The sequence below is a fragment of the Candidatus Williamhamiltonella defendens genome (genome assembly GCF_900699045.1).
In the GTDB taxonomy this organism is placed as follows: Bacteria; Pseudomonadota; Gammaproteobacteria; order Enterobacterales; family Enterobacteriaceae; genus Hamiltonella; species Hamiltonella defensa_A.
The window spans coordinates 134,072-152,058 of record NZ_CAADHL010000002.1 but is presented as its reverse complement, the minus strand read 5'-3'; the positions used below and the strand labels follow the sequence as shown (position 1 = coordinate 152,058).

The following is a 17,987-nucleotide window of genomic DNA, read 5'->3' as shown; positions in this document are numbered from 1 at the left end:
AATTTGAACAATCACTTTTTAAGAGTTCTACTGAATGCAGTAGAATAAGCGCTGATGAAATCTATCGTAAGTAATGATGTTTTTACTCCTGCAACGGATAAAATGCATGAAAAAATTTAAGTCTTACTATTTCTCAGTAGAGGATTTTTATATCTTGTTGCTAAAAGCATTGATCTTAAAATTAATATTGACTCAAATGAATTGGAGCTTCTATATACACAATATAATAGAAAGAACACCAATAATATGGTAAAATTAAAAATTTTTTATCATTAGGCCTCGTGCTAAAGGAAAATCCTTTTAATGGCTCGGAAGATTTGCTTAATGACGCCATGCCAATAATTTTATTAACACCATATATGGAATGGATGGCGTGCATAGGAGGAGGGAAAAATTAAAATTGATTGAGGCTAGAGGGCAGCTTTGTGACAAGAGCCTATGAGCAGATAGGCTCTATCTGATTTCGGCTTTCAGATTGCAACCATTACACAAAGTGGTCGATGGCATTCGAATGCATCATATATTACAGCAGACGCTATCTGCCAAAAAATTTTTACAGTAAATATGTTTTCTCATCATTTTTTATGGCGCTATTTGCCTTAACTATCCATGTATTATAGTAATCTTTATCACGATAAACGGGTGCTCAGTGCCTAAACTGCGTCATTGTTTTGGATTATATTGATTGCGGTCTTATTTATTAGTTTTGAATTTATTCTGAGATCGTCAAAAGATATTTATAAATCAATTATTTCAAGAAAAGATGATATGGATATTGATGTCTCATTTTTGAAAGCGGTTATTTACAATAAAAAAAGATGGGCGATCGATGTCTTCTGCTTCGTTTGATGGTACGAATTTCAAAAAATAAAATAAGTGTTACTTAATACCGTCTTTCAGCGCTTAGAAGGCATCCCTTTATTAATTATCTTTATTTTAGTGATTTATCTCAATGGAGAATGTGTGATATTTATCCCCATTTTTATGTTTTTATTTTCGATGTTAATTGCATTAATTCATCACTACTACACATATTCATTAATAAAAAAGAAAAGTGCCAAAAAATAAAAATGTTTTTTATGACTGAAGTTTTTTATTCTATTAAAATGATCCAGACGTTAAGTAATAAAAATTTGTTATTAGATTGGATAAATAGTTTTAATTAGCAATCTTATCTTAATTTAAAAATTCATAGATTTAATCTCTTTTATCAATCCATGCTAGTAGAATGGCATATCTTTTGTTTTTCATATTAGTATTATGGTAATCGCTTTTTATCGTAATGAATGGTAGCGTTACCATTGAAGCAATGGTTTCCTCGGTGATTGTCTCAGGTAGAATACCTTGGATTATCTTTCACTTTTCGTCAACGCTGATCTCCTTACTTTCTACTGAAAAAACCGATAAAGATTTAATCGCTTTTTTTTGAAAATGATAAAAACCCACGCTACAATCTATCAACCACTGCAGTGGTTAAATTTCTCTTATAGGAGTTAATGATCAATATCATCCGCAGTCACCGGCGGTAATTAGTAAACTTTCTCTCGATATTCCATCAGGTCAACACGTAGTGATTCTAGAGCAGATAAAAGCGCATTATTAACATTGTTATCTGGTTATATCTCACTTGCAGAAGGGGTTATTCTTTATGATGGATATAATCTATGTCATCTATCTCAATCTTTTTGTCTCAACAATTGAGTGTAGTCAACGCACATGATGTATTATTTACAGGAAAATAGAGAGTAACTTTGCTTTTAAAGCACATTCAGATCGCAAACGAATATTACAAGCGCTCGCTTCGACTAACTGTAATGTTATCTTGCAACATCCGATGGGCTTATGTTTTCCTGTTAATTTTATGGCTCAAAATCTCTCTGCCGGTCAACAGCAGCAGCTGTCGATTGCACGTAGCCTGAGTAGCGATGCTAGTATCTTTTTGTGGGATGTGACGAAAATAACGAGAAAAAGATTTTTGAAAATTTAGATACTTTTATGACGGATAAACATTCTTAATGGTGACACCTAGGCGTAATTGAATCGAATATTTCGATCGCGTATTAGTCATGCAAAATTGATAGAGTACCTGTGATTGTCCACCAGAAAATTGATGTTGTACAATCAAAGTAAGAGTAAAAGCAGGGTCCCTGCGTGTTTGGGTGGGCCAACTGAGTTAGCCATATTTATTTTAATCAGTGATCTATTGAGGAATTTTAATGATGACAATAAAAAAATTAATTTTAGTAAGACATGGAGAGAGTGAATGGAACAAAGAAAATCGTTTTACTGGTTGGGCTGATGTTGAGCTATCCGAAAAAGGTCAGGTTGAAGCACAACAAGCCGGTAATTTACTAAAAAAAAAAGGATTCTCTTTTGACTTTGCGTACACTTCCATTTTACGACGTGCCACTCATACGCTTTCTCTCATTCTAGAAGTGTTGCAACAACAAAATCTACCGATTGAAAAATCTTGGTGCCTAAATGAGCGTCATTATGGCGCACTCCAAGGTCTCAACAAATCAGAGACAGCAGAAAAATACGGAGCTGCACAAGTGAAACAATGGCGTAGGGGATTTTCAACCTTGCCTCCTGCATTAACTTTAGATGATCCCCGTGCTCCTACTCATGATAGCCTTTATGCCACACTCAATAAAAATGATCTACCTCTTACAGAGAGCTTAGCCATCACCGTCGATCGCGTAGTGCCTTATTGGGATAAAGTTGTTAAGCCACGTATAATCGATGGAAAAAGGGTAATTATTGTCGCTCATGGAAATTCCATCCGTGCGCTCATCAAATATGTTGATCATTTAAGTGAAGAAGAAATTATGGAAATTAACATTCCAACGGCCGTTCCTTTGGTGTATGAATTTAATTCATCTTTGCAGCCTATCAACCATTATTATTTAGGAAACGCAGAAGAAATTATTCAAAAAGTGGCTTCTGTGGCAGCTCAAGGAAAATCTTGAACGCCTTCATAAAATGATTTCTCTGTCACTGGTTTTCGATTCGAATAACGGATAATTGTGGTTTAATGTAGTGTTAATTCAAATTTTAGGAGCATAACGAATAATCTATATTTCAAATTCAAAAACTAACTGCGATATCAAAAGCCGGTTATATAAATCAAAACCCTCTTTCATACGGCATGAAAATACCGATAATGACATTGATAATGTTAAAAATAAATACTATCCATCTCTTGGAAAAGATTTCATTTTAAAAAGCAAGCAGACAGGACGTTATAACAGACGGTGCTTTCTGGGCAAGTGATATTAAAATTATGTGTACTGGTCTATCTGCTTATCTAGACAATATGCTTAATGACCTAGAAAAAGAATTTGATAAGGCTAAACTAGATGGGGATCTGGTCACTATACAAAGAATTTATGCTAAACTGGTAGCAAAAACATATCAAGACTCTCTTTTATTTTAAGAGAAAACTTCTAAGAAGACAACATCAGCATTACCTAAAACAATTGAGATGATAAGTGAAACTGAAGATAAATATATAGAGGGCGCCCCATTTTCTGCGGAGAAATGTCTTATTTATTCTATTATTTTTATATCAGGAAGGAGTCGATTCGAAGGAAATGTGGCTGATTTGTTTTACACAAAAATATTCGGATATTGATCCTGATTCTTTAAACAATCACGCCTTAATTATTTACTCTTCAAATCAAGAGTTATTAAAAAAGATAGAAAATGAGTGTGATATTGGAGCAGATAACGCTCATAATAATTCATATTCTCATTTTATCGATATGTGTACTGAAAACATAAAGAAAAGACGTGCTTTTGCTTATTGATCCTTAGAACAGGCACAACAAAATTATTAATACTTTGATCCCGGATCGTTTTTTTAAATATATCAAAAAATTCAAATAAGGATGAGCAAAAACCAAAAAAAATATTTTAAAATATTTTATAGACACCATCTTGATAAAGTCTAAAGTATTATCTCAAGATCACAATCAATATGATTTTAACGATCTTTGGTAAGCATCTATTTATATTGATAAACCTATTGATAGCAGCTTAGACGAAAGCGAAGGAGATTATCAGTCATAGAGTTCTAATTTTTTAGAGCGGATATTTTCAACCAGAATCCATTTCTAATTTTTGGAATCAAATAAGTTTCGAATAAAATAAGCAAAAATAATGCATTTTATTTTTGCAAATAGAATTTGTTAACAGTGGCATATCTAACAAGCTGAAATATATGAAAATCACTCTAATGAATCAATTTGAGTGTAATAAAAATGATCAGTTTACGCCGTCGTTGTTGATTAACATCTTGTCTAAATAAAGCCCCCAAAAAAGGAATATTTTAAACCCTGGCACTTTATCGATTCGATGATTATTTTTTCTGAAATCCCTCCAAGAACAATCGGTTCGCTATGCTTTACTATAATTTATGTGGTGATTTCCTATTTATCGATCGCAAGAGTTTCTGCATCGCCGCGTTTAATCAGAATACCGGGTATATTCTGACTGATTTTTAGTTTTAATTTAATGTAATCATTGCCTAATACGGTAGGAATGACTTTCATCCCTCTAATACCGCTTCTTTAAATTTAATGCTAACATTCTCTTACCATTAATTTGATAAAGAATATTGGTGCCTTACTTGATACTGGCTGTTTGCTGGTGAGAAGTTATTAAGTGGAGACTCGCAATAATATCTGATTGATTTTCTTGTTCTAATGCACTGCACTCAAGATCTAAAAAACGGCTATTAATGTTTGCAACCTGAATATTTGGAGCAATTGCAGCGTTTTTTAGCGGTAAATTAATATTAAAATTTTTAATTCCAAGAGGGTTGCCCTTTTCTAAGGCATTCATGCCTTATTTAATACCTAATTCATATAAATTTTCACTGCTCATTGTCTCAATATGAGCCAATGATTCTATTTTCTGTAAAGGAGACTTTATTTCTTTTAACTATTTTATTAATCCCGCTCAAGATTGTGCGCTATCATGAATAAAAAGGTTATTAGTTCTTTTATCTGTTATCACATTATCTTCTTGCGAAAGCAAGAAACTTCTGTTATCATTCAAATTTTTTGCTACTTCTTCCGAGCCTGCTCGTTGGAATGTAAACATTAAATAATTCATTTTTTGATTTGGGTTTTTTTCGTTTTGTATCTGTAATTTTTATATTTATTTATTAATGATTTCCTGTTCTGTAAAAATCATAAGAATATTATCTTTATGCTCAATTCGTAATTGACTCATCCGTAAAATCACATCTAATACATGTAAATAAGGAACCGTTATTAATCTTAGGATTATATTTTCATGTACCCCTTTTGTAATGACAAAATTCAATTTTTGATAATCTGATAAAGCTTATAAAATAACAACCACAGGCGTATCTGGGAATTCTATATTGACAAAATATCTTTTTGTTCTTTAGAACAACTCAATCTGATTAATAAAAATAAATTGGCTCCGAAAAAAATTTTATTATTTTAATCATTAAATTTTAAACTTTTTAATTATTCTCAATCATTTATGATTCTATTTATCCTGAAGTAAGGAAAAGTGATATTTAGAATGATAAAAGAAAGTATAATTTATATTAATTTGATTTAGAGTAATATAATTTATTTTCCAATTTGTTAAAATAAATTCTTTTGTTTTTAATAAATGCATTCCTAATTTTTATTGATCACCACAGCTTTATAATGATTTTATTTATTTAATACCAATTCATTTTCCATTGTTTTATTTTATCCAAACCTTGGTTACAAGGTTTTAATAAAAAGGTTTAAAGGGATCTCTTTTAATTCTTCATAGTGAATATGATTATCAGAAAAAATATATCGACTAATACATTAAAAATAAATAAATTTATATTTTTGTTGTTATTGTTCATTCTTAATTCTCGTATTTATAGGTAAAATCTGTATGATCTGCATAGTCATTTCAAGATTTTCTTTTTCATAAATGAGATCATAAAAATTTTTTGATTTATTAAATATATCTATATTTTCATTAAAATCAGAAGATTGGTAATTAGTAATTACACTAAAAAGTTGATGACTCCATAATAATCAGTATTAATGTAAGCTATCCGATTTTTATATATAAAATTTTGTTTTGCCAAATTGACAAGTTGAATGTTTACATTATTAATTTTTTGATAAAAATCATTTTCATCTTTTTTAATGCTCTATTTTAATAAAAAATGTTTTCTAAATTTAATATTTATATTTTTCCTTTAAAGAAGATGACTCATGTAATAAAATAATTTATTTTTAATTTTTTCGATCTTTTTGATTTAAAACTTCGTCTTTTAAAGTTAAATAGATTAAATATTAGATGTAAATATAATATATATAAACATGAATTAATATACCTGAAAACCATTGATATAAAAATATGTCATATTAGTATATAAAAATAATTTTTAAATTTTTATTTATGATTGATAACTTTATAATGATAAAAACTCATTTATCGCTATAGTAAAACATTCCTTTTGAACTTAATTTCTGTCATTTTATATTGTAGATCAATATTTTTAAATTAATACTTATATCAAAAATACATTACTATTGTAGTCATGACTGATTCCATTAAAAATCAATATTTAATCTTTTTGTTTTATTTCTAATAACCAACAACGTTATGGAATAAAATTTGATAATTGATTTAATCATGTTAAATAAATTTTTGCTTTTGATATATATTTTCATAAATTTGTATGCTTGATTGTATGTCTTGCAAATCAATTAAACTTTGTTTAGTTTTATTATATGTATTTTGTAATTTCTTATGTTTTAATAATAAATGTAGAGTTATTTCTCTTTTTTGATATTCATTTTTCAAAAAAATGAATAAATAGAGTGACTCTTATGATGATGAGTATTTGTAGTAAAAAAACCCCGCTCTAAAAATAGCCAATTTTTTGGCTTATTCTCCCTTAAAGATAAAAAATTAACCTGAAACATTAAAAATTCTTTGGACTTACAGCCAAACAACCTGCTAATGCAAAAGACATAGATAACACAGATAATAGGGGTTAAAACTGTTTCAATACTAAAAAGGAGACTATAAAATGGTATTTTTAGGTTAAGCTTCCTCTAGCAGAATCGTGTAATAAATTTGCGACATCGGACAATATCTGTCTGAATAAACAAAACGGACCTCTTCGATTATATTTTCTTGCGTTCCAGAAATAAGCTATATCGAAAAGGCGTGTTCAACGGGGATATCCATAGCCATTCATTTTCTCACTGATGTAACAAAATATGTTCCTATGATAATTTAGCTTCTATAGCCATATAGCCTAAAGCACAAGGCGCAATGTCAATTATATTCGGTTTTAGTCCCGCATTTTACAGATAATTTTGCCAGGCATTGTTTCTTGTTGATGAGCCGCTGTCATTAATAATGACGTGCCATTTTTTATTGGAGCTCGATAATTCAATGATAAGGTTTAATCATTAATGAAAACTGCTTTTTGGCATTAAACTGAATAAATTCTCTGCAGGATGGCTTTCTTAATCGTTTATCTAGTTTAGGAATACTTTTTTGTAAAATTTTTTGTGCGGGCACATCAATACATAATGAAATATTTTTTGAAATAAGTTGAGCCAATAAATGAAAAATCTCAGTTAATTTTTCAGGATGTTGTAAATTTCCGTTTTGTAGAACACCTTTATCAATAGGATAATACCACCAATAACGCACCTGACAGCCATAACGGCGTTTTAAAACAGAAAGCGCGCGGCCGCCGCTTAAATGAAAAAAAATTTATCTGCGTTTTCTGTTAGTCCGTTATACTACGATGAATTTATTGATAAAATTTGATTGGGGGACTTAATGCAGAAGCTTCTAAGAAAATCTGAAAATATTTTTTGTTATTTCTTTTCTTTACATAAAAATGCGGGTTTTATCCAAATTTTCTTCTAAAAGACCTTCTGAAAAAATGGGGAATGGTGTTTTTTTGAATTTTACTTATGATTTGAATCATCAGGCTATAATTTTACAAAAAATCTATGATTTTTTATCGCTTGCACATCTTTCTTTTTATGAAGACAATTTGTTCAAGCAAGTTTTTTAACTTTCATTTCAGATCGCAAAATATAAAAGGCCCATTATGAAATTACGGCATATCACTTTCCTTTTTGTTTTAAGTAGTATTTTGTTAATCACGGCCTCAGCATTTTCTAGTACGAACTTAACGGGGGCTGGCGCGACATTTCCTACTTCTTTATATTCCAAGTGGGCAGATTCATATCAAAAAAAGATGGGCGCTAAAATTAACTATCAAGGTATCGGCTCATCCGCAGGTATCAAACAAATTATTGCTAATACAGTTGATTTCGCGGCTTCAGATATTCCTTTAACAGAAAAACAATTACTGAAAAATAATTTATTTCAATTTCCCACTGTGATTGGAGGGATCGTCTTGGCCATTAATATCCCTGGTATTAAATCAGATCAGCTCATATTAGATGGTAAAGTGCTGGGAGATATTTATTTAGGTAAAATTAAAAAGTGGAATGATCCTAAAATCATAGCTTTAAATCCTGAGATTAAGATGATATTGCCTGATCAGGATATTGCTGTTGTACGTCGTGCAGATGGCTCAGGCACGACTTTTGTTTTTACGCATTATCTTTCTAAAAAAAATCCTGAATGGAAAGCAAAAATAGGCGAGGGCTCCAATATTAATTGGCCAATTGGATTAGGAGGGAAAGGTAACGATGGAGTCGCCGCTTTTGTGCAACGTTTACCTGGTTCGATTGGTTATGTGGAATACTCTTACGCGAAGCAAAATAATTTAGCCTACACTAGATTAATGTTTGCAAATAATCGATCTATTACACCAAATTTAACTAGCTTTGAATCGGCGGCCAAGGATGTTGATTGGACACACTCTTTTGCTCAGGATTTAACAGATCAAAAAGGAGATAATTCATGGCCAATCACAACAGCAACGTTCATTCTGTTAAAGAAAACACCTAAAAATACTGATGATAGACGTATCGATGTGATCAAATTTTTTGATTGGGCTTATAGATATGGCGCTAAAGAAGCACATGATCTTGATTATGCCACCCTGCCCGACTCTGTCATTAATCAGATACGTAATGTATGGGAAACTCAGCTATAAGAATAAAATTGATTAAGCTTTTTAAAAAGCTTAATCAATTCTCAAACGAATATAAAAAAGCGAAAAAGGCAGTATTTTTTGTCTGTGATATGTTTTGTATAAGCTTGTTTTTAATAACGAAAAACAAGTATTTTTAACTCATTTTAAACAACTATAATCGGACATGAAAATTTCATGTCTATTTTACCCTTGATTTTTATAAAAATAATACTTTGCTTGCGATGGAAATTATACATGGTTCAGTCCAGTCTTTCTGTAAAATTACCCAGTAAATACGGTGATATTGTTTTTAGTACTTTAGTAAAATTGGCCGCTTTTTTCACTCTTTTTTTGTTATCCGGGATCATCCTATCGTTGCTGTTGACTTCTTGGCCTAGCATAGAAAAATTTGGGTTTTCTTTTTTTTGGACCAAAGAATGGAATCCTCCTGCTGATCATTTTGGTGCTTTAGTTCCCATTTGCGGAACGATAATAACATCGCTCATCGCTATTGTGATTGCCGTCCCGGTCAGCTTTGGCATCGCGTTGTTTTTAACAGAATTAGCACCCAATTGGTTAAAAAGACCATTAGGATTGGCAATTGAACTTTTGGCGGCTATTCCTAGTATTGTGTATGGAATGTGGGGATTGTTCGTTTTTTCACCGATATTCGCTCAATATTTCCAAAAGCCTATCGCTGATGTTGCCTCAGGAATTCCTATGATTGGAATGTTGTTTTCAGGCCCTACTTTTGGGATTGGTATTTTAGCTGCAGGGGTGATTTTAGCTATTATGATCATTCCCTATATTGCTTCTGTGATGAGGGATGTTTTTGATCAAACACCTATTATGATGAAAGAATCTGCCTATGGCATTGGATGCACAACCTGGGAAGTCATCTGGCATGTTGTGTTGCCATTTACAAAAAACGGAGTGATTGGTGGGATCATGTTAGGCCTTGGGCGAGCACTCGGCGAAACAATGGCAGTCACCTTTATTATCGGGAATACCTATCAATTAAACAGTTTTTCATTATTCATGCCAGGCAACAGTATTACCTCCGCCATTGCAAATGAATTTGCTGAAGCTGAATCTGGTTTACATACTGCCGCGTTAATGGAATTAAGTCTGATTTTGTTTTTCATTACATTTATCGTGCTCACCCTGTCTAAATGGATGATTTTACGCATCTCTAAAAAAGAAGGGCATTAGATGAAGGAAGCTCATCAGAATAGAAAAATAAAGCATCGACTGACTTTAATAGAAACTCGAACTAGAAAGCAAGCTTGGCGCCGTAATAAAAATAAAATGGCTTTGTTACTTTCAATGATCACAATGATTTTTGGGTTGTTTTGGTTAATATGGATCCTGTTTTCTACAGTCGTTAAAGGTATGAATGGTATGTCTTTAGCTTTATTTACTGAGATGAGCCCACCTCCGAATACAGAAGGAGGGGGTTTAGCTAATGCGATTATAGGCAGTATTTTGTTAATTTTAGGAGCCACTTTAGTAGGAACCCCAGTGGGGGTCATGTCAGGCATTTATTTGGCAGAATATGGTCGTCAATCTCGTTTGGCAGAGATGATTCGTTTTATCAATGATATTTTATTGTCAGCCCCTTCAATTGTGATCGGTCTTTTTGTTTATACTTTTGTCGTAACTCAAATGGAACATTTTTCTGGATGGGCGGGGTTAGTTGCATTGGCATTATTACAGATCCCAATTGTGATACGTACCACTGAAAATATGCTCACTTTGGTACCAGATAGTTTAAGAGAAGCGGCTTATGCAGTAGGGGCTCCTCAATGGCGTATAATTTTTTCTATCACGTTGAAAGCGTCTATTCCCGGTATTTTGACCGGTATTCTTTTGGCGATTGCTCGTATTTCCGGAGAAACCGCACCCCTACTATTTACTTCGTTTTCTAATCAATTTTGGAGCACAGATTTAAGTCAACCGATTGCTAATTTGCCGGTTATCATATTTAAATTTGCGATGAGCCCTTTTTCTCAATGGCAACAGTTAGCTTGGGCGGGCGTGTTGTTAATTACCTTTTGTGTGTTATTTTTAAATATATTAGCGCACATCATCTTCTCTCAAAAGAAGAAAGTTTAAAAATTATGATATTAGGCTTTTATCTTGAATTATAAGTGGATATTAAATATGTCGACTTTCTTTTTAAGAAATAAACAAATTTTTATAGAACTCTCATACTTGCTATAAAGTACACTACAAAAAATGTCATCAAAGAGATGAGTCTTAATTATTATGCTTACTGATATCAGCAAAATTCAGGTGCGTTCTCTGAATTTTTATTACGGAAAGTTTCAGGCGCTAAAGAATATTTCTTTAGATATTACTCAAAATCAAGTCACTGCCTTTATAGGGCCCTCAGGCTGTGGAAAATCAACTCTATTACGCACCTTTAATAAAATGTATCAATTATATCCAGAGCAAAGAACAGAAGGCAGTATATCGTTGGATGGTCAAAATATTCTGACCGATAAACAGGATATTGCCTTATTGCGAGCAAAAGTCGGGATGGTTTTTCAAAAACCAACGCCTTTTCCCATGTCTATTTACGACAATATTGCATTTGGAGTCAGGCTCTTTGAGAATCTTTCACGCGTTGAAATGAATGAGCGAGTTGAATGGGCGCTGACTAAAGCCGCACTCTGGAATGAAATTAAAGATAAACTACAACAAAGTGGCTATAGTTTATCCGGGGGACAACAGCAAAGATTGTGTATTGCACGGGGGATTGCCATCCGACCCGAAGTCTTATTGCTCGATGAGCCTTGTTCTGCTCTTGATCCGATTTCTACCGGTAAAATAGAAGAACTCATCAGTGAATTAAAATCAGATTACACCGTAGTCATCGTGACGCATAACATGCAACAGGCGGCTCGCTGTTCTGATTATACCGCATTTATGTATTTGGGTGAATTAATTGAATTCAGTGATACAGATATTTTGTTTACCACGCCGAAAAAAAAACAAACAGAAGATTATATTACAGGAAGGTATGGCTAACGTAGGGCACTTTATGAACGATCTTAATTTAGATAAACATATTTCAGGACAGTTTAATGCTGATCTCGAAGGAATTCATACTCAGGTACAATCTATGGGACAATTAGTCAGAAAACAATTAACTGATGCTATTACAGCCATGCACGACCAAGATATGCAATTAGCAAAAAAAGTGATCAAAGCAGATAAAAAAGTGAATGAAATGGAAATGAAAATCGATGAAGAGTGTGTCCTTATTATCGCAAGACGTCAACCTATTGCAAAGGATTTACGTTTAGTGATAGTGATTATCAAAATCATTTCAGAATTAGAACGTATCGGAGATGTCTCTGAGAGAATTTGTTCTACGGCGTTTAAAACATTATCTGATCAACAAAAATCAGTTGTTTTAGCCAGTCTCGAATCTTTAGGGAAGCACACTATCCATATGCTCGGCGATGTTCTAGATGCTTTTACAACCATGAATCTTAATATGGCCATCAAAATTTATCAAGAAGATGAAAAGGTAGATCAAGAATATGAAGGAATAGTTCGCCAATTAATGACCTATATGATGGAAGATACGCGCACTATCCCCAGTGTGATCACTGCGCTTTCTTGTGCTCGTTCCATCGAAAGGATAGGAGATCGTTGCCAAAATATTTGTGAGTTTATTGTTTATTATGTTGAAGGACAGGATATTCGTCATAAGGGTGGGAATGAATTAAAAAAGCTGTTATCCAGGTAACATCATCATTCATAAATAATATCGCTTGAATGCTCGATATCCAGTTATCACCCCATGATATTTATTGATCGTCTCCAATAATATATAGTCATTTTTAATAGATTTTTGAAATGATCTTGCAAAAGTTCTATTGAGATAGGTTATGGAATTAGTCAATAGCTCTTATAAATTACTTACTTTACTCTTTTTATTATCTATTTTTCCATTATTAGTCGTGATGGGGACTTGCTTTTTAAAGTTGTCGGTCGTTTTTCCTTTATTACATCATGCATTAGGTGTGCAACAAACACCTCCGAATATTGCTATCTATGGTTTGGCTTTGGTAGTGATGATTTTTATCATGGCTCCGGTCGGTTTGGAGGTAAATGAAAGCTTAAAATGAGAAAAATTATCACAGAATTTTGGCGCTTTTATTGAACAAATTAACAACAAAGCGCTCGATCCTTATCGTCAATTTCTTCTTCATAACGCCTCATCGGAGCAAATCAATTTTTTCAGATATAATTAAAAATAATTGGCTAAAAAAGTACTGTAATAAAGTTGCTTCAGATTCGTTGCTAATATTAATGCCAGCTTTTACCGTAAGCTAGCTTATTGAAGCCTTTAAAATAGGTCTATTGCTTTACCTTTCTTTTGTAGCCATCGATTTGATCTTATCCAATATTCTATTGGCAATAGGCATGATGATGTTCCCTATGACTATTTCATTACCTTTCAAAATACTTATTTTTCTTCTGCTGGGAGGTTTGGACATGATATTTGGGCACTTGGTAGTATCTTACCGATGAGTAATTCTATTATTATTCAATTAACCACGCAGGTACTTTGGATTGTTTTAATTCTTTTCATGTTTATTATGTTAGTTGCTTTATTAGTAGGTTTGCTGGTCAGTTGATTTCAATCGTTGACACAGATTCAGGATCAAAGATTACAATTTTAATTAAATTATTGGCAGTTTTCCTGTAATTGCTGATAAGCTATCACTAAATGGAAAGTACCATGCTGAATTATACCCATTAAGTTTTCTTACAAATTGGAAATATGCACCAATAAAATGACTTAATATATTCTTTGGCTGACCGACATTGGCTTTGCGATGGCTCGCCCCTTAGGAATTTTTTTAATTTTTCCTGTATTCACGACTCACAGTTTAGGTAGCTCTCTATTACGTAATGGGTTATTGGTGGCGATTGCTTTGCCTAGCACTCCCAGCACTATTTTTCTTCTTCTTTAATACATGCTTACATATTAATTCATTAGCGCTTCCCTATCATGACAGAGCTGGTCATCGGTATCACTATAGGTTTCTTTGCTACGTTGCCATTTGAGGCGATCGAAATGGCTACTTCTTTAATAAACACCATGCATGGCGCGACTATGGTCAGTGCTATTAACCCGAATATGGGAATGCAATTCTCTGTTTTCGGCATTTTATTTAGCCAAGTTTTGGCTGTGCAATTTTTAATTTCAGTGGGATTTAATTCATTATTGAGAGTAATTTATGGTTCTTATGACCTATTATACCCAGGAGAAAAAATTCTGTTTTTAGAGAGAAATTATTTAGCATTTATAAAAATGCAATAGGGATTAATGTTCGCATTTTGTTTTGACTTCGCTTTATCTGCATTGTTAGTGATTCTCATAACAGACCTTTCGCTAGGGATTATTAACAACAACTTAATATTTTTTCTTGCTATGCCTATTAAAAGCATTATCGCACTTTTTATTGCTGATCAGTTTGCCTGTTACATTTCACCATTATTTGAATGCAATTAAACATGTTAAAAATATGACCTATCTGGTTAAAATTTTAACGAGCGGCGGCGCATGCCTGCAAAAACGAAAAACCTACGGAGAAACGCATAAAAGAATCCCGAGAAAAGGAAGAGATCATGAAAAGTGTCGAAATTACTTCAGGCACACAATTGGCCATTATTCTCATTTATTTTTCATTAGTCTAGCCTAATTGAGTGAATTTGATGGGTCTTTTAATTACCAGTAGTATAAAAATTAGATAAACCTATAGGAATTGCAGTACTCGCGATCTGACTTCTGAAATAGCTAATGTGTTTTTACAGATTATGGGGGTATTAGGAGTGGAATTAGCATTAGCGACCATACTAGTAGTTATGGCATAGGTTGGCCCTCTATTCGCAACCAAAGCAATCGGTTTTAAAGGCCAACATATCAATCCTCTCAGTAATTTTAAAAATTTAGTTGCCCTCCGCAACTTATTTGAAATTTATAAATCATTATTTAAAATGATTTTAATCTCTTTATTTTTACTTATTTACTTTACAAATATGCACCTACATTTGGATATTTATCTTATTGTAGCACTCATTGTACTTTTCCGATATTGGGTACTTTAATGCAATGCTTGCTCAAATCTTTGCTCGCGTGTTACGTGATATTTGGTATCTTGTATTACAGCCTGCAACATTATAACACCATGCAAAAAATGAAAATATCCCGTGAAGAAATCAAACGGAAATACAAAGATACCGTTGGTGATCCTGAAATAAAATCTAAACGTCGATAATTACAACAAGAAATTCAAAACAGAAGCCTCTCTAATAAAGTTGCAGGCTCAACCGCAATGTTTAAAAATCCCACTCATTTTATGGTGTATTTATTTTATCATCCAGAAGAAGCGCCACTACCTATCGTGCTTGAAAAGGAAAAGGGTACAAGGGCTAACACCATTATTAAATTAGCCAAAAAATTTGATGTGTCAGTGGCTGAAAATGTGAGACTCACACAAATACTTCACAATGCAGTGTAGTATGATGAAATTATCCCGTAGCATTTTTTGAAACCTGTGGCGGCGATATTACTTTTTGTCTTAAATTTAGCATATCAATCCGATGATAAATCAACATAATGATAAAACTTTAGTCAGCGTAAAAGGACTAGTCTGAGCATATTTTCGTAAGAAAAATTTTCTTAAAAACTAATCATCATAATACCGCTTTGCGGTGTATCTGGGGCGCATCAAATTTTCAACGGATAAAATATTATCTAGCTCCGCTTCTGTGAGTAAGCCTTTTTGTAATACAACCTCACGAACACTTTTACCCGTTTTTGCACACTCTTTACCAACGATATCTCCATTATGGTGTCCAATAAAAGGATTAAGATAAGTCACTATACCGATAGAGTTAAAAACAGAATATTCACAAACCTCCTTATTAGCAGTGATACCTGTTATACATTTTTCTTTTAAATTCTTACCAGCGCTCGTCAGAATATGAATAGATTCAAACATAGCCTGAGCAATGACGGGTTCCATGACGTTTAATTGAAGTTGGCCCGCTTCAGCCGCCATAGTCACACAAATATCATTACCAATCACTTTGAAGCAGACTTGATTGACCACCTCTGGAATCACAGGATTGACCTTCGCAGGCATAATGGAAGAACCTGCTTGTAGTTGAGGTAAATTAATTTCATTTAATCCCGCTCTAGGGCCGGAAGATAATAAACGTAAATCATTACAAATTTTTGATATTTTTACCGCTAAACGCTTTAGCGCACTATGCACCATGACATACGCACCGCAGTCTGAAGTGGCTTCGATTAAATTATCTGCAGCTACAAATTTTAATTGAGTCAGCTCACACAATTTTTTAATCACCAGCACTTGGTAACCTTCCGGTGTGTTTAAGCCGGTACCAATCGCTGTAGCCCCTAAGTTAATTTCTAATAATAGTTTTCTAGTGTGCTCTAGATTTTTTATTTCTTCCTTAAGCAAAACTTCAAAAGCCTTAAATTCTTGCCCTAATGTCATAGGAACAGCATCCTGCAACTGGGTTCGGCCCATTTTTAGAATCCCGCAAAAATTTTTTGCTTTTTTACCAAAGCTTTGATGTAACTCTTTAATTGCAATGATCAATTTTTTAATAGACACATAAACCGCAATGCGAAACCCTGTAGGATACGCATCATTTGTAGATTGAGATTGATTAAGGTGATCATTAGGATTAAGGTGCTCGTATTGGCCTTTTTGATACCCCATGAGCTCCAGCCCAATGTTAGCAAGTACTTCATTCGTATTCATATTCAAGGAAGTCCCTGCACCGCCCTGAAAAATATCTACAGGGAACTGATCCATGTATTTTTGGTTAATTAGAATTTCATCACAGGCTTTTATAATGATCTCAGCAATTTCGCAAGAAAGTATACCTAGCTCACCATTTGCAATGGCGGCGGCTTTTTTTACTATCACCATTCCATGAATCAGCTCAGGCACGTCGCTAATCTTGTGACTACTGATCTGAAAATTTTCAATGGCCCTTACGGTATGAATCCCATAATAAGCAGTATTGAGAACGAATCGTTTACCTAAAAGGTCTTCTTCTATACGAAAGCTTTTTTTTGTCATCATTATCATTCTCTTAATGAAGTATCTGCATTCCAAGAGTCTGACGACTCTGCCATTATAAAAAATAAGGTAATTTCACTTTAAATTTTCTATTAGCCTAATCACATCAGTTAAAAAAGAAATCAGGTTTTAATAAATATAATGATTAAAAAGCTCAACAATTTATAATAAATTTCTTTCACAATAGAGCTCTTGCAAAAACTATAGGCTGTGCTTTTGTATTGAAGATGAAAAAAGAAGGGAGGAAATGTCAATTCATTTCTCATTGGTGGCCCCTGCTGGACTTGAACCAGCGACCTAGCGATTATGAGTCGCGCGCTCTAACCAACTGAGCTAAGGGGCCCGAATAAGGCCGGCATTATACGGTATTATTATCGAGTAGGTCTAGATCTAAGCAGCTCAGGATTTTAAAATAAGTTGGTTTCAATTGAGCCTTTTCAGGCAGAGATGATGCATGGCTTCTCACAGGTGTTTGCATCGTCAAAAAGTCACGTATCATACAAACATCTTACTTCGTTTTCTAATAGTTTGCCGTTGCGGTCAATGCAACAACGATAAACAGATAGCGTACCATCGGTATCAATAACACGGTGAAAAGGAATGAGCAGCGATAGGTAATGAGAGAGAAAAACGTTTTCTACCGCTCACACCGCATTAAGACGGTGTATTCTTCTGGCCATATCTTGACTCAGTGTCTTCCCAAACGATATATCTCGTCATGCCTGCCAGGACGC

15 protein-coding genes, 1 tRNA gene and 4 pseudogenes are annotated in these 17,987 nt (G+C 33.4%); 13 read left to right on the top strand and 7 right to left on the bottom strand.

The genetic code is table 11. From position 1 onward, the window contains the following. Nucleotides 1–76: 76 nt before the first annotated feature. The 4 genes and pseudogenes from CICURV3402_RS07635 to CICURV3402_RS03795 form a co-directional block, all read left to right on the top strand. Nucleotides 77–2,036: pseudogene (locus tag CICURV3402_RS07635) on the top strand (ATP-binding cassette domain-containing protein); the annotation flags it as partial. A 183-nt stretch (nt 2,037–2,219) separates the two neighbouring features. After that, nucleotides 2,220–2,969, top strand: a complete 750-nt coding sequence (gpmA, locus tag CICURV3402_RS03805) for a 2,3-diphosphoglycerate-dependent phosphoglycerate mutase (RefSeq protein ID WP_158380016.1) — start codon at nt 2,220–2,222, stop codon at nt 2,967–2,969. Nucleotides 2,970–3,283: 314 nt separating this feature from the next. Then, nucleotides 3,284–3,436: a hypothetical protein gene (locus CICURV3402_RS03800; RefSeq protein WP_187306931.1), complete on the top strand. Its 153-nt coding sequence runs from the start codon at nt 3,284–3,286 to the stop codon at nt 3,434–3,436. Between the two features lie 157 nt (nt 3,437–3,593). Next, a complete protein-coding gene (locus tag CICURV3402_RS03795; RefSeq protein WP_158379901.1) occupies nt 3,594–3,809 on the top strand; it encodes a hypothetical protein in 216 nt (71 codons plus the stop codon). Nucleotides 3,810–4,234: 425 nt separating this feature from the next. Here the strand turns inward: CICURV3402_RS03795 and CICURV3402_RS07370 are convergent, their stop codons facing one another. From CICURV3402_RS07370 to CICURV3402_RS03785, 4 genes are all read right to left on the bottom strand, one after another. Then, entirely contained in the window at nt 4,235–4,318 is an 84-nt protein-coding gene (locus CICURV3402_RS07370; RefSeq protein ID WP_320410066.1) for a hypothetical protein, read from the bottom strand. A 112-nt stretch (nt 4,319–4,430) separates the two neighbouring features. Continuing rightward, complete coding sequence (locus CICURV3402_RS07170) at nt 4,431–4,553, bottom strand: hypothetical protein (RefSeq protein ID WP_268904298.1); 123 nt, start codon at nt 4,551–4,553, stop codon at nt 4,431–4,433. 73 nt (nt 4,554–4,626) lie between these two features. Beyond that, entirely contained in the window at nt 4,627–4,845 is a 219-nt protein-coding gene (locus CICURV3402_RS06655) for a hypothetical protein (protein WP_235667636.1), read from the bottom strand. Nucleotides 4,846–7,434: 2,589 nt separating this feature from the next. Further along, nucleotides 7,435–7,701, bottom strand: coding sequence for a hypothetical protein (locus tag CICURV3402_RS03785; protein WP_158379900.1), 267 nt, complete (start codon nt 7,699–7,701; stop codon nt 7,435–7,437). A 409-nt stretch (nt 7,702–8,110) separates the two neighbouring features. Here CICURV3402_RS03785 and pstS point away from each other — a divergent pair, with 409 nt between their 5' ends. The 9 genes and pseudogenes from pstS (at nt 8,111) to CICURV3402_RS06625 (ending at nt 15,654) form a co-directional block, all read left to right on the top strand. After that, nucleotides 8,111–9,130: a phosphate ABC transporter substrate-binding protein PstS gene (pstS, locus tag CICURV3402_RS03780; RefSeq protein ID WP_158379899.1), complete on the top strand. Its 1,020-nt coding sequence runs from the start codon at nt 8,111–8,113 to the stop codon at nt 9,128–9,130. A 234-nt stretch (nt 9,131–9,364) separates the two neighbouring features. Beyond that, nucleotides 9,365–10,321 carry a phosphate ABC transporter permease PstC gene (gene pstC, locus CICURV3402_RS03775; RefSeq protein ID WP_158379898.1) on the top strand — a complete coding sequence of 319 codons (957 nt, stop codon included), beginning with the start codon at nt 9,365–9,367 and terminating at the stop codon, nt 10,319–10,321. Next, nucleotides 10,322–11,224, top strand: coding sequence for a phosphate ABC transporter permease PstA (gene pstA / locus CICURV3402_RS03770; protein ID WP_158379897.1), 903 nt, complete (start codon nt 10,322–10,324; stop codon nt 11,222–11,224). A gap of 153 nt (nt 11,225–11,377) precedes the next feature. Continuing rightward, the gene (gene pstB, locus CICURV3402_RS03765) at nt 11,378–12,142 is read left to right on the top strand and encodes a phosphate ABC transporter ATP-binding protein PstB (protein ID WP_187306930.1); all 765 of its coding nucleotides are present in this window, start codon (nt 11,378–11,380) and stop codon (nt 12,140–12,142) included. Between the two features lie 13 nt (nt 12,143–12,155). Next, nucleotides 12,156–12,869 carry a phosphate signaling complex protein PhoU gene (gene phoU, locus CICURV3402_RS03760; protein WP_158380015.1) on the top strand — a complete coding sequence of 238 codons (714 nt, stop codon included), beginning with the start codon at nt 12,156–12,158 and terminating at the stop codon, nt 12,867–12,869. A 142-nt stretch (nt 12,870–13,011) separates the two neighbouring features. Further along, a pseudogene (gene sctR / locus CICURV3402_RS03755) lies at nt 13,012–13,657 on the top strand (type III secretion system export apparatus subunit SctR). 308 nt (nt 13,658–13,965) lie between these two features. After that, nucleotides 13,966–14,694, top strand: a pseudogene (locus tag CICURV3402_RS07630) (EscT/YscT/HrcT family type III secretion system export apparatus protein); the annotation flags it as partial. Between the two features lie 67 nt (nt 14,695–14,761). Further along, complete coding sequence (locus tag CICURV3402_RS06635) at nt 14,762–14,830, top strand: hypothetical protein (protein ID WP_235667659.1); 69 nt, start codon at nt 14,762–14,764, stop codon at nt 14,828–14,830. Between the two features lie 204 nt (nt 14,831–15,034). After that, nucleotides 15,035–15,654 (top strand): annotated as a pseudogene (locus CICURV3402_RS06625) (EscU/YscU/HrcU family type III secretion system export apparatus switch protein). Between the two features lie 168 nt (nt 15,655–15,822). On the opposite strand, the gene aspA reads toward CICURV3402_RS06625, so the two are convergent. From aspA to CICURV3402_RS06620, 3 genes are all read right to left on the bottom strand, one after another. Next, the gene (aspA, locus tag CICURV3402_RS03740) at nt 15,823–17,253 is read right to left on the bottom strand and encodes an aspartate ammonia-lyase (protein WP_158380014.1); all 1,431 of its coding nucleotides are present in this window, start codon (nt 17,251–17,253) and stop codon (nt 15,823–15,825) included. 266 nt (nt 17,254–17,519) lie between these two features. Beyond that, nucleotides 17,520–17,596, bottom strand: a tRNA-Ile gene (locus tag CICURV3402_RS03735). A 145-nt stretch (nt 17,597–17,741) separates the two neighbouring features. After that, a complete protein-coding gene (locus CICURV3402_RS06620; RefSeq protein WP_235667657.1) occupies nt 17,742–17,837 on the bottom strand; it encodes a hypothetical protein in 96 nt (31 codons plus the stop codon). Nucleotides 17,838–17,987 lie beyond the last annotated feature (150 nt).

Coding starts and splice junctions, on each gene's coding strand:
- CICURV3402_RS03795 (WP_158379901.1), top strand. CDS start 3,594: ATGTGGCTGATTTGTTTTACACAAAAATATTCGGATATTGATCCTGAT.
- aspA (WP_158380014.1), bottom strand. CDS start 17,253: ATGACAAAAAAAAGCTTTCGTATAGAAGAAGACCTTTTAGGTAAACGA.
- pstS (WP_158379899.1), top strand. CDS start 8,111: ATGAAATTACGGCATATCACTTTCCTTTTTGTTTTAAGTAGTATTTTG.
- CICURV3402_RS06655 (WP_235667636.1), bottom strand. CDS start 4,845: ATGAATGCCTTAGAAAAGGGCAACCCTCTTGGAATTAAAAATTTTAAT.
- CICURV3402_RS07170 (WP_268904298.1), bottom strand. CDS start 4,553: ATGAAAGTCATTCCTACCGTATTAGGCAATGATTACATTAAATTAAAA.
- gpmA (WP_158380016.1), top strand. CDS start 2,220: ATGACAATAAAAAAATTAATTTTAGTAAGACATGGAGAGAGTGAATGG.
- phoU (WP_158380015.1), top strand. CDS start 12,156: ATGAACGATCTTAATTTAGATAAACATATTTCAGGACAGTTTAATGCT.
- CICURV3402_RS03800 (WP_187306931.1), top strand. CDS start 3,284: ATGTGTACTGGTCTATCTGCTTATCTAGACAATATGCTTAATGACCTA.
- pstA (WP_158379897.1), top strand. CDS start 10,322: ATGAAGGAAGCTCATCAGAATAGAAAAATAAAGCATCGACTGACTTTA.
- pstC (WP_158379898.1), top strand. CDS start 9,365: ATGGTTCAGTCCAGTCTTTCTGTAAAATTACCCAGTAAATACGGTGAT.
- pstB (WP_187306930.1), top strand. CDS start 11,378: ATGCTTACTGATATCAGCAAAATTCAGGTGCGTTCTCTGAATTTTTAT.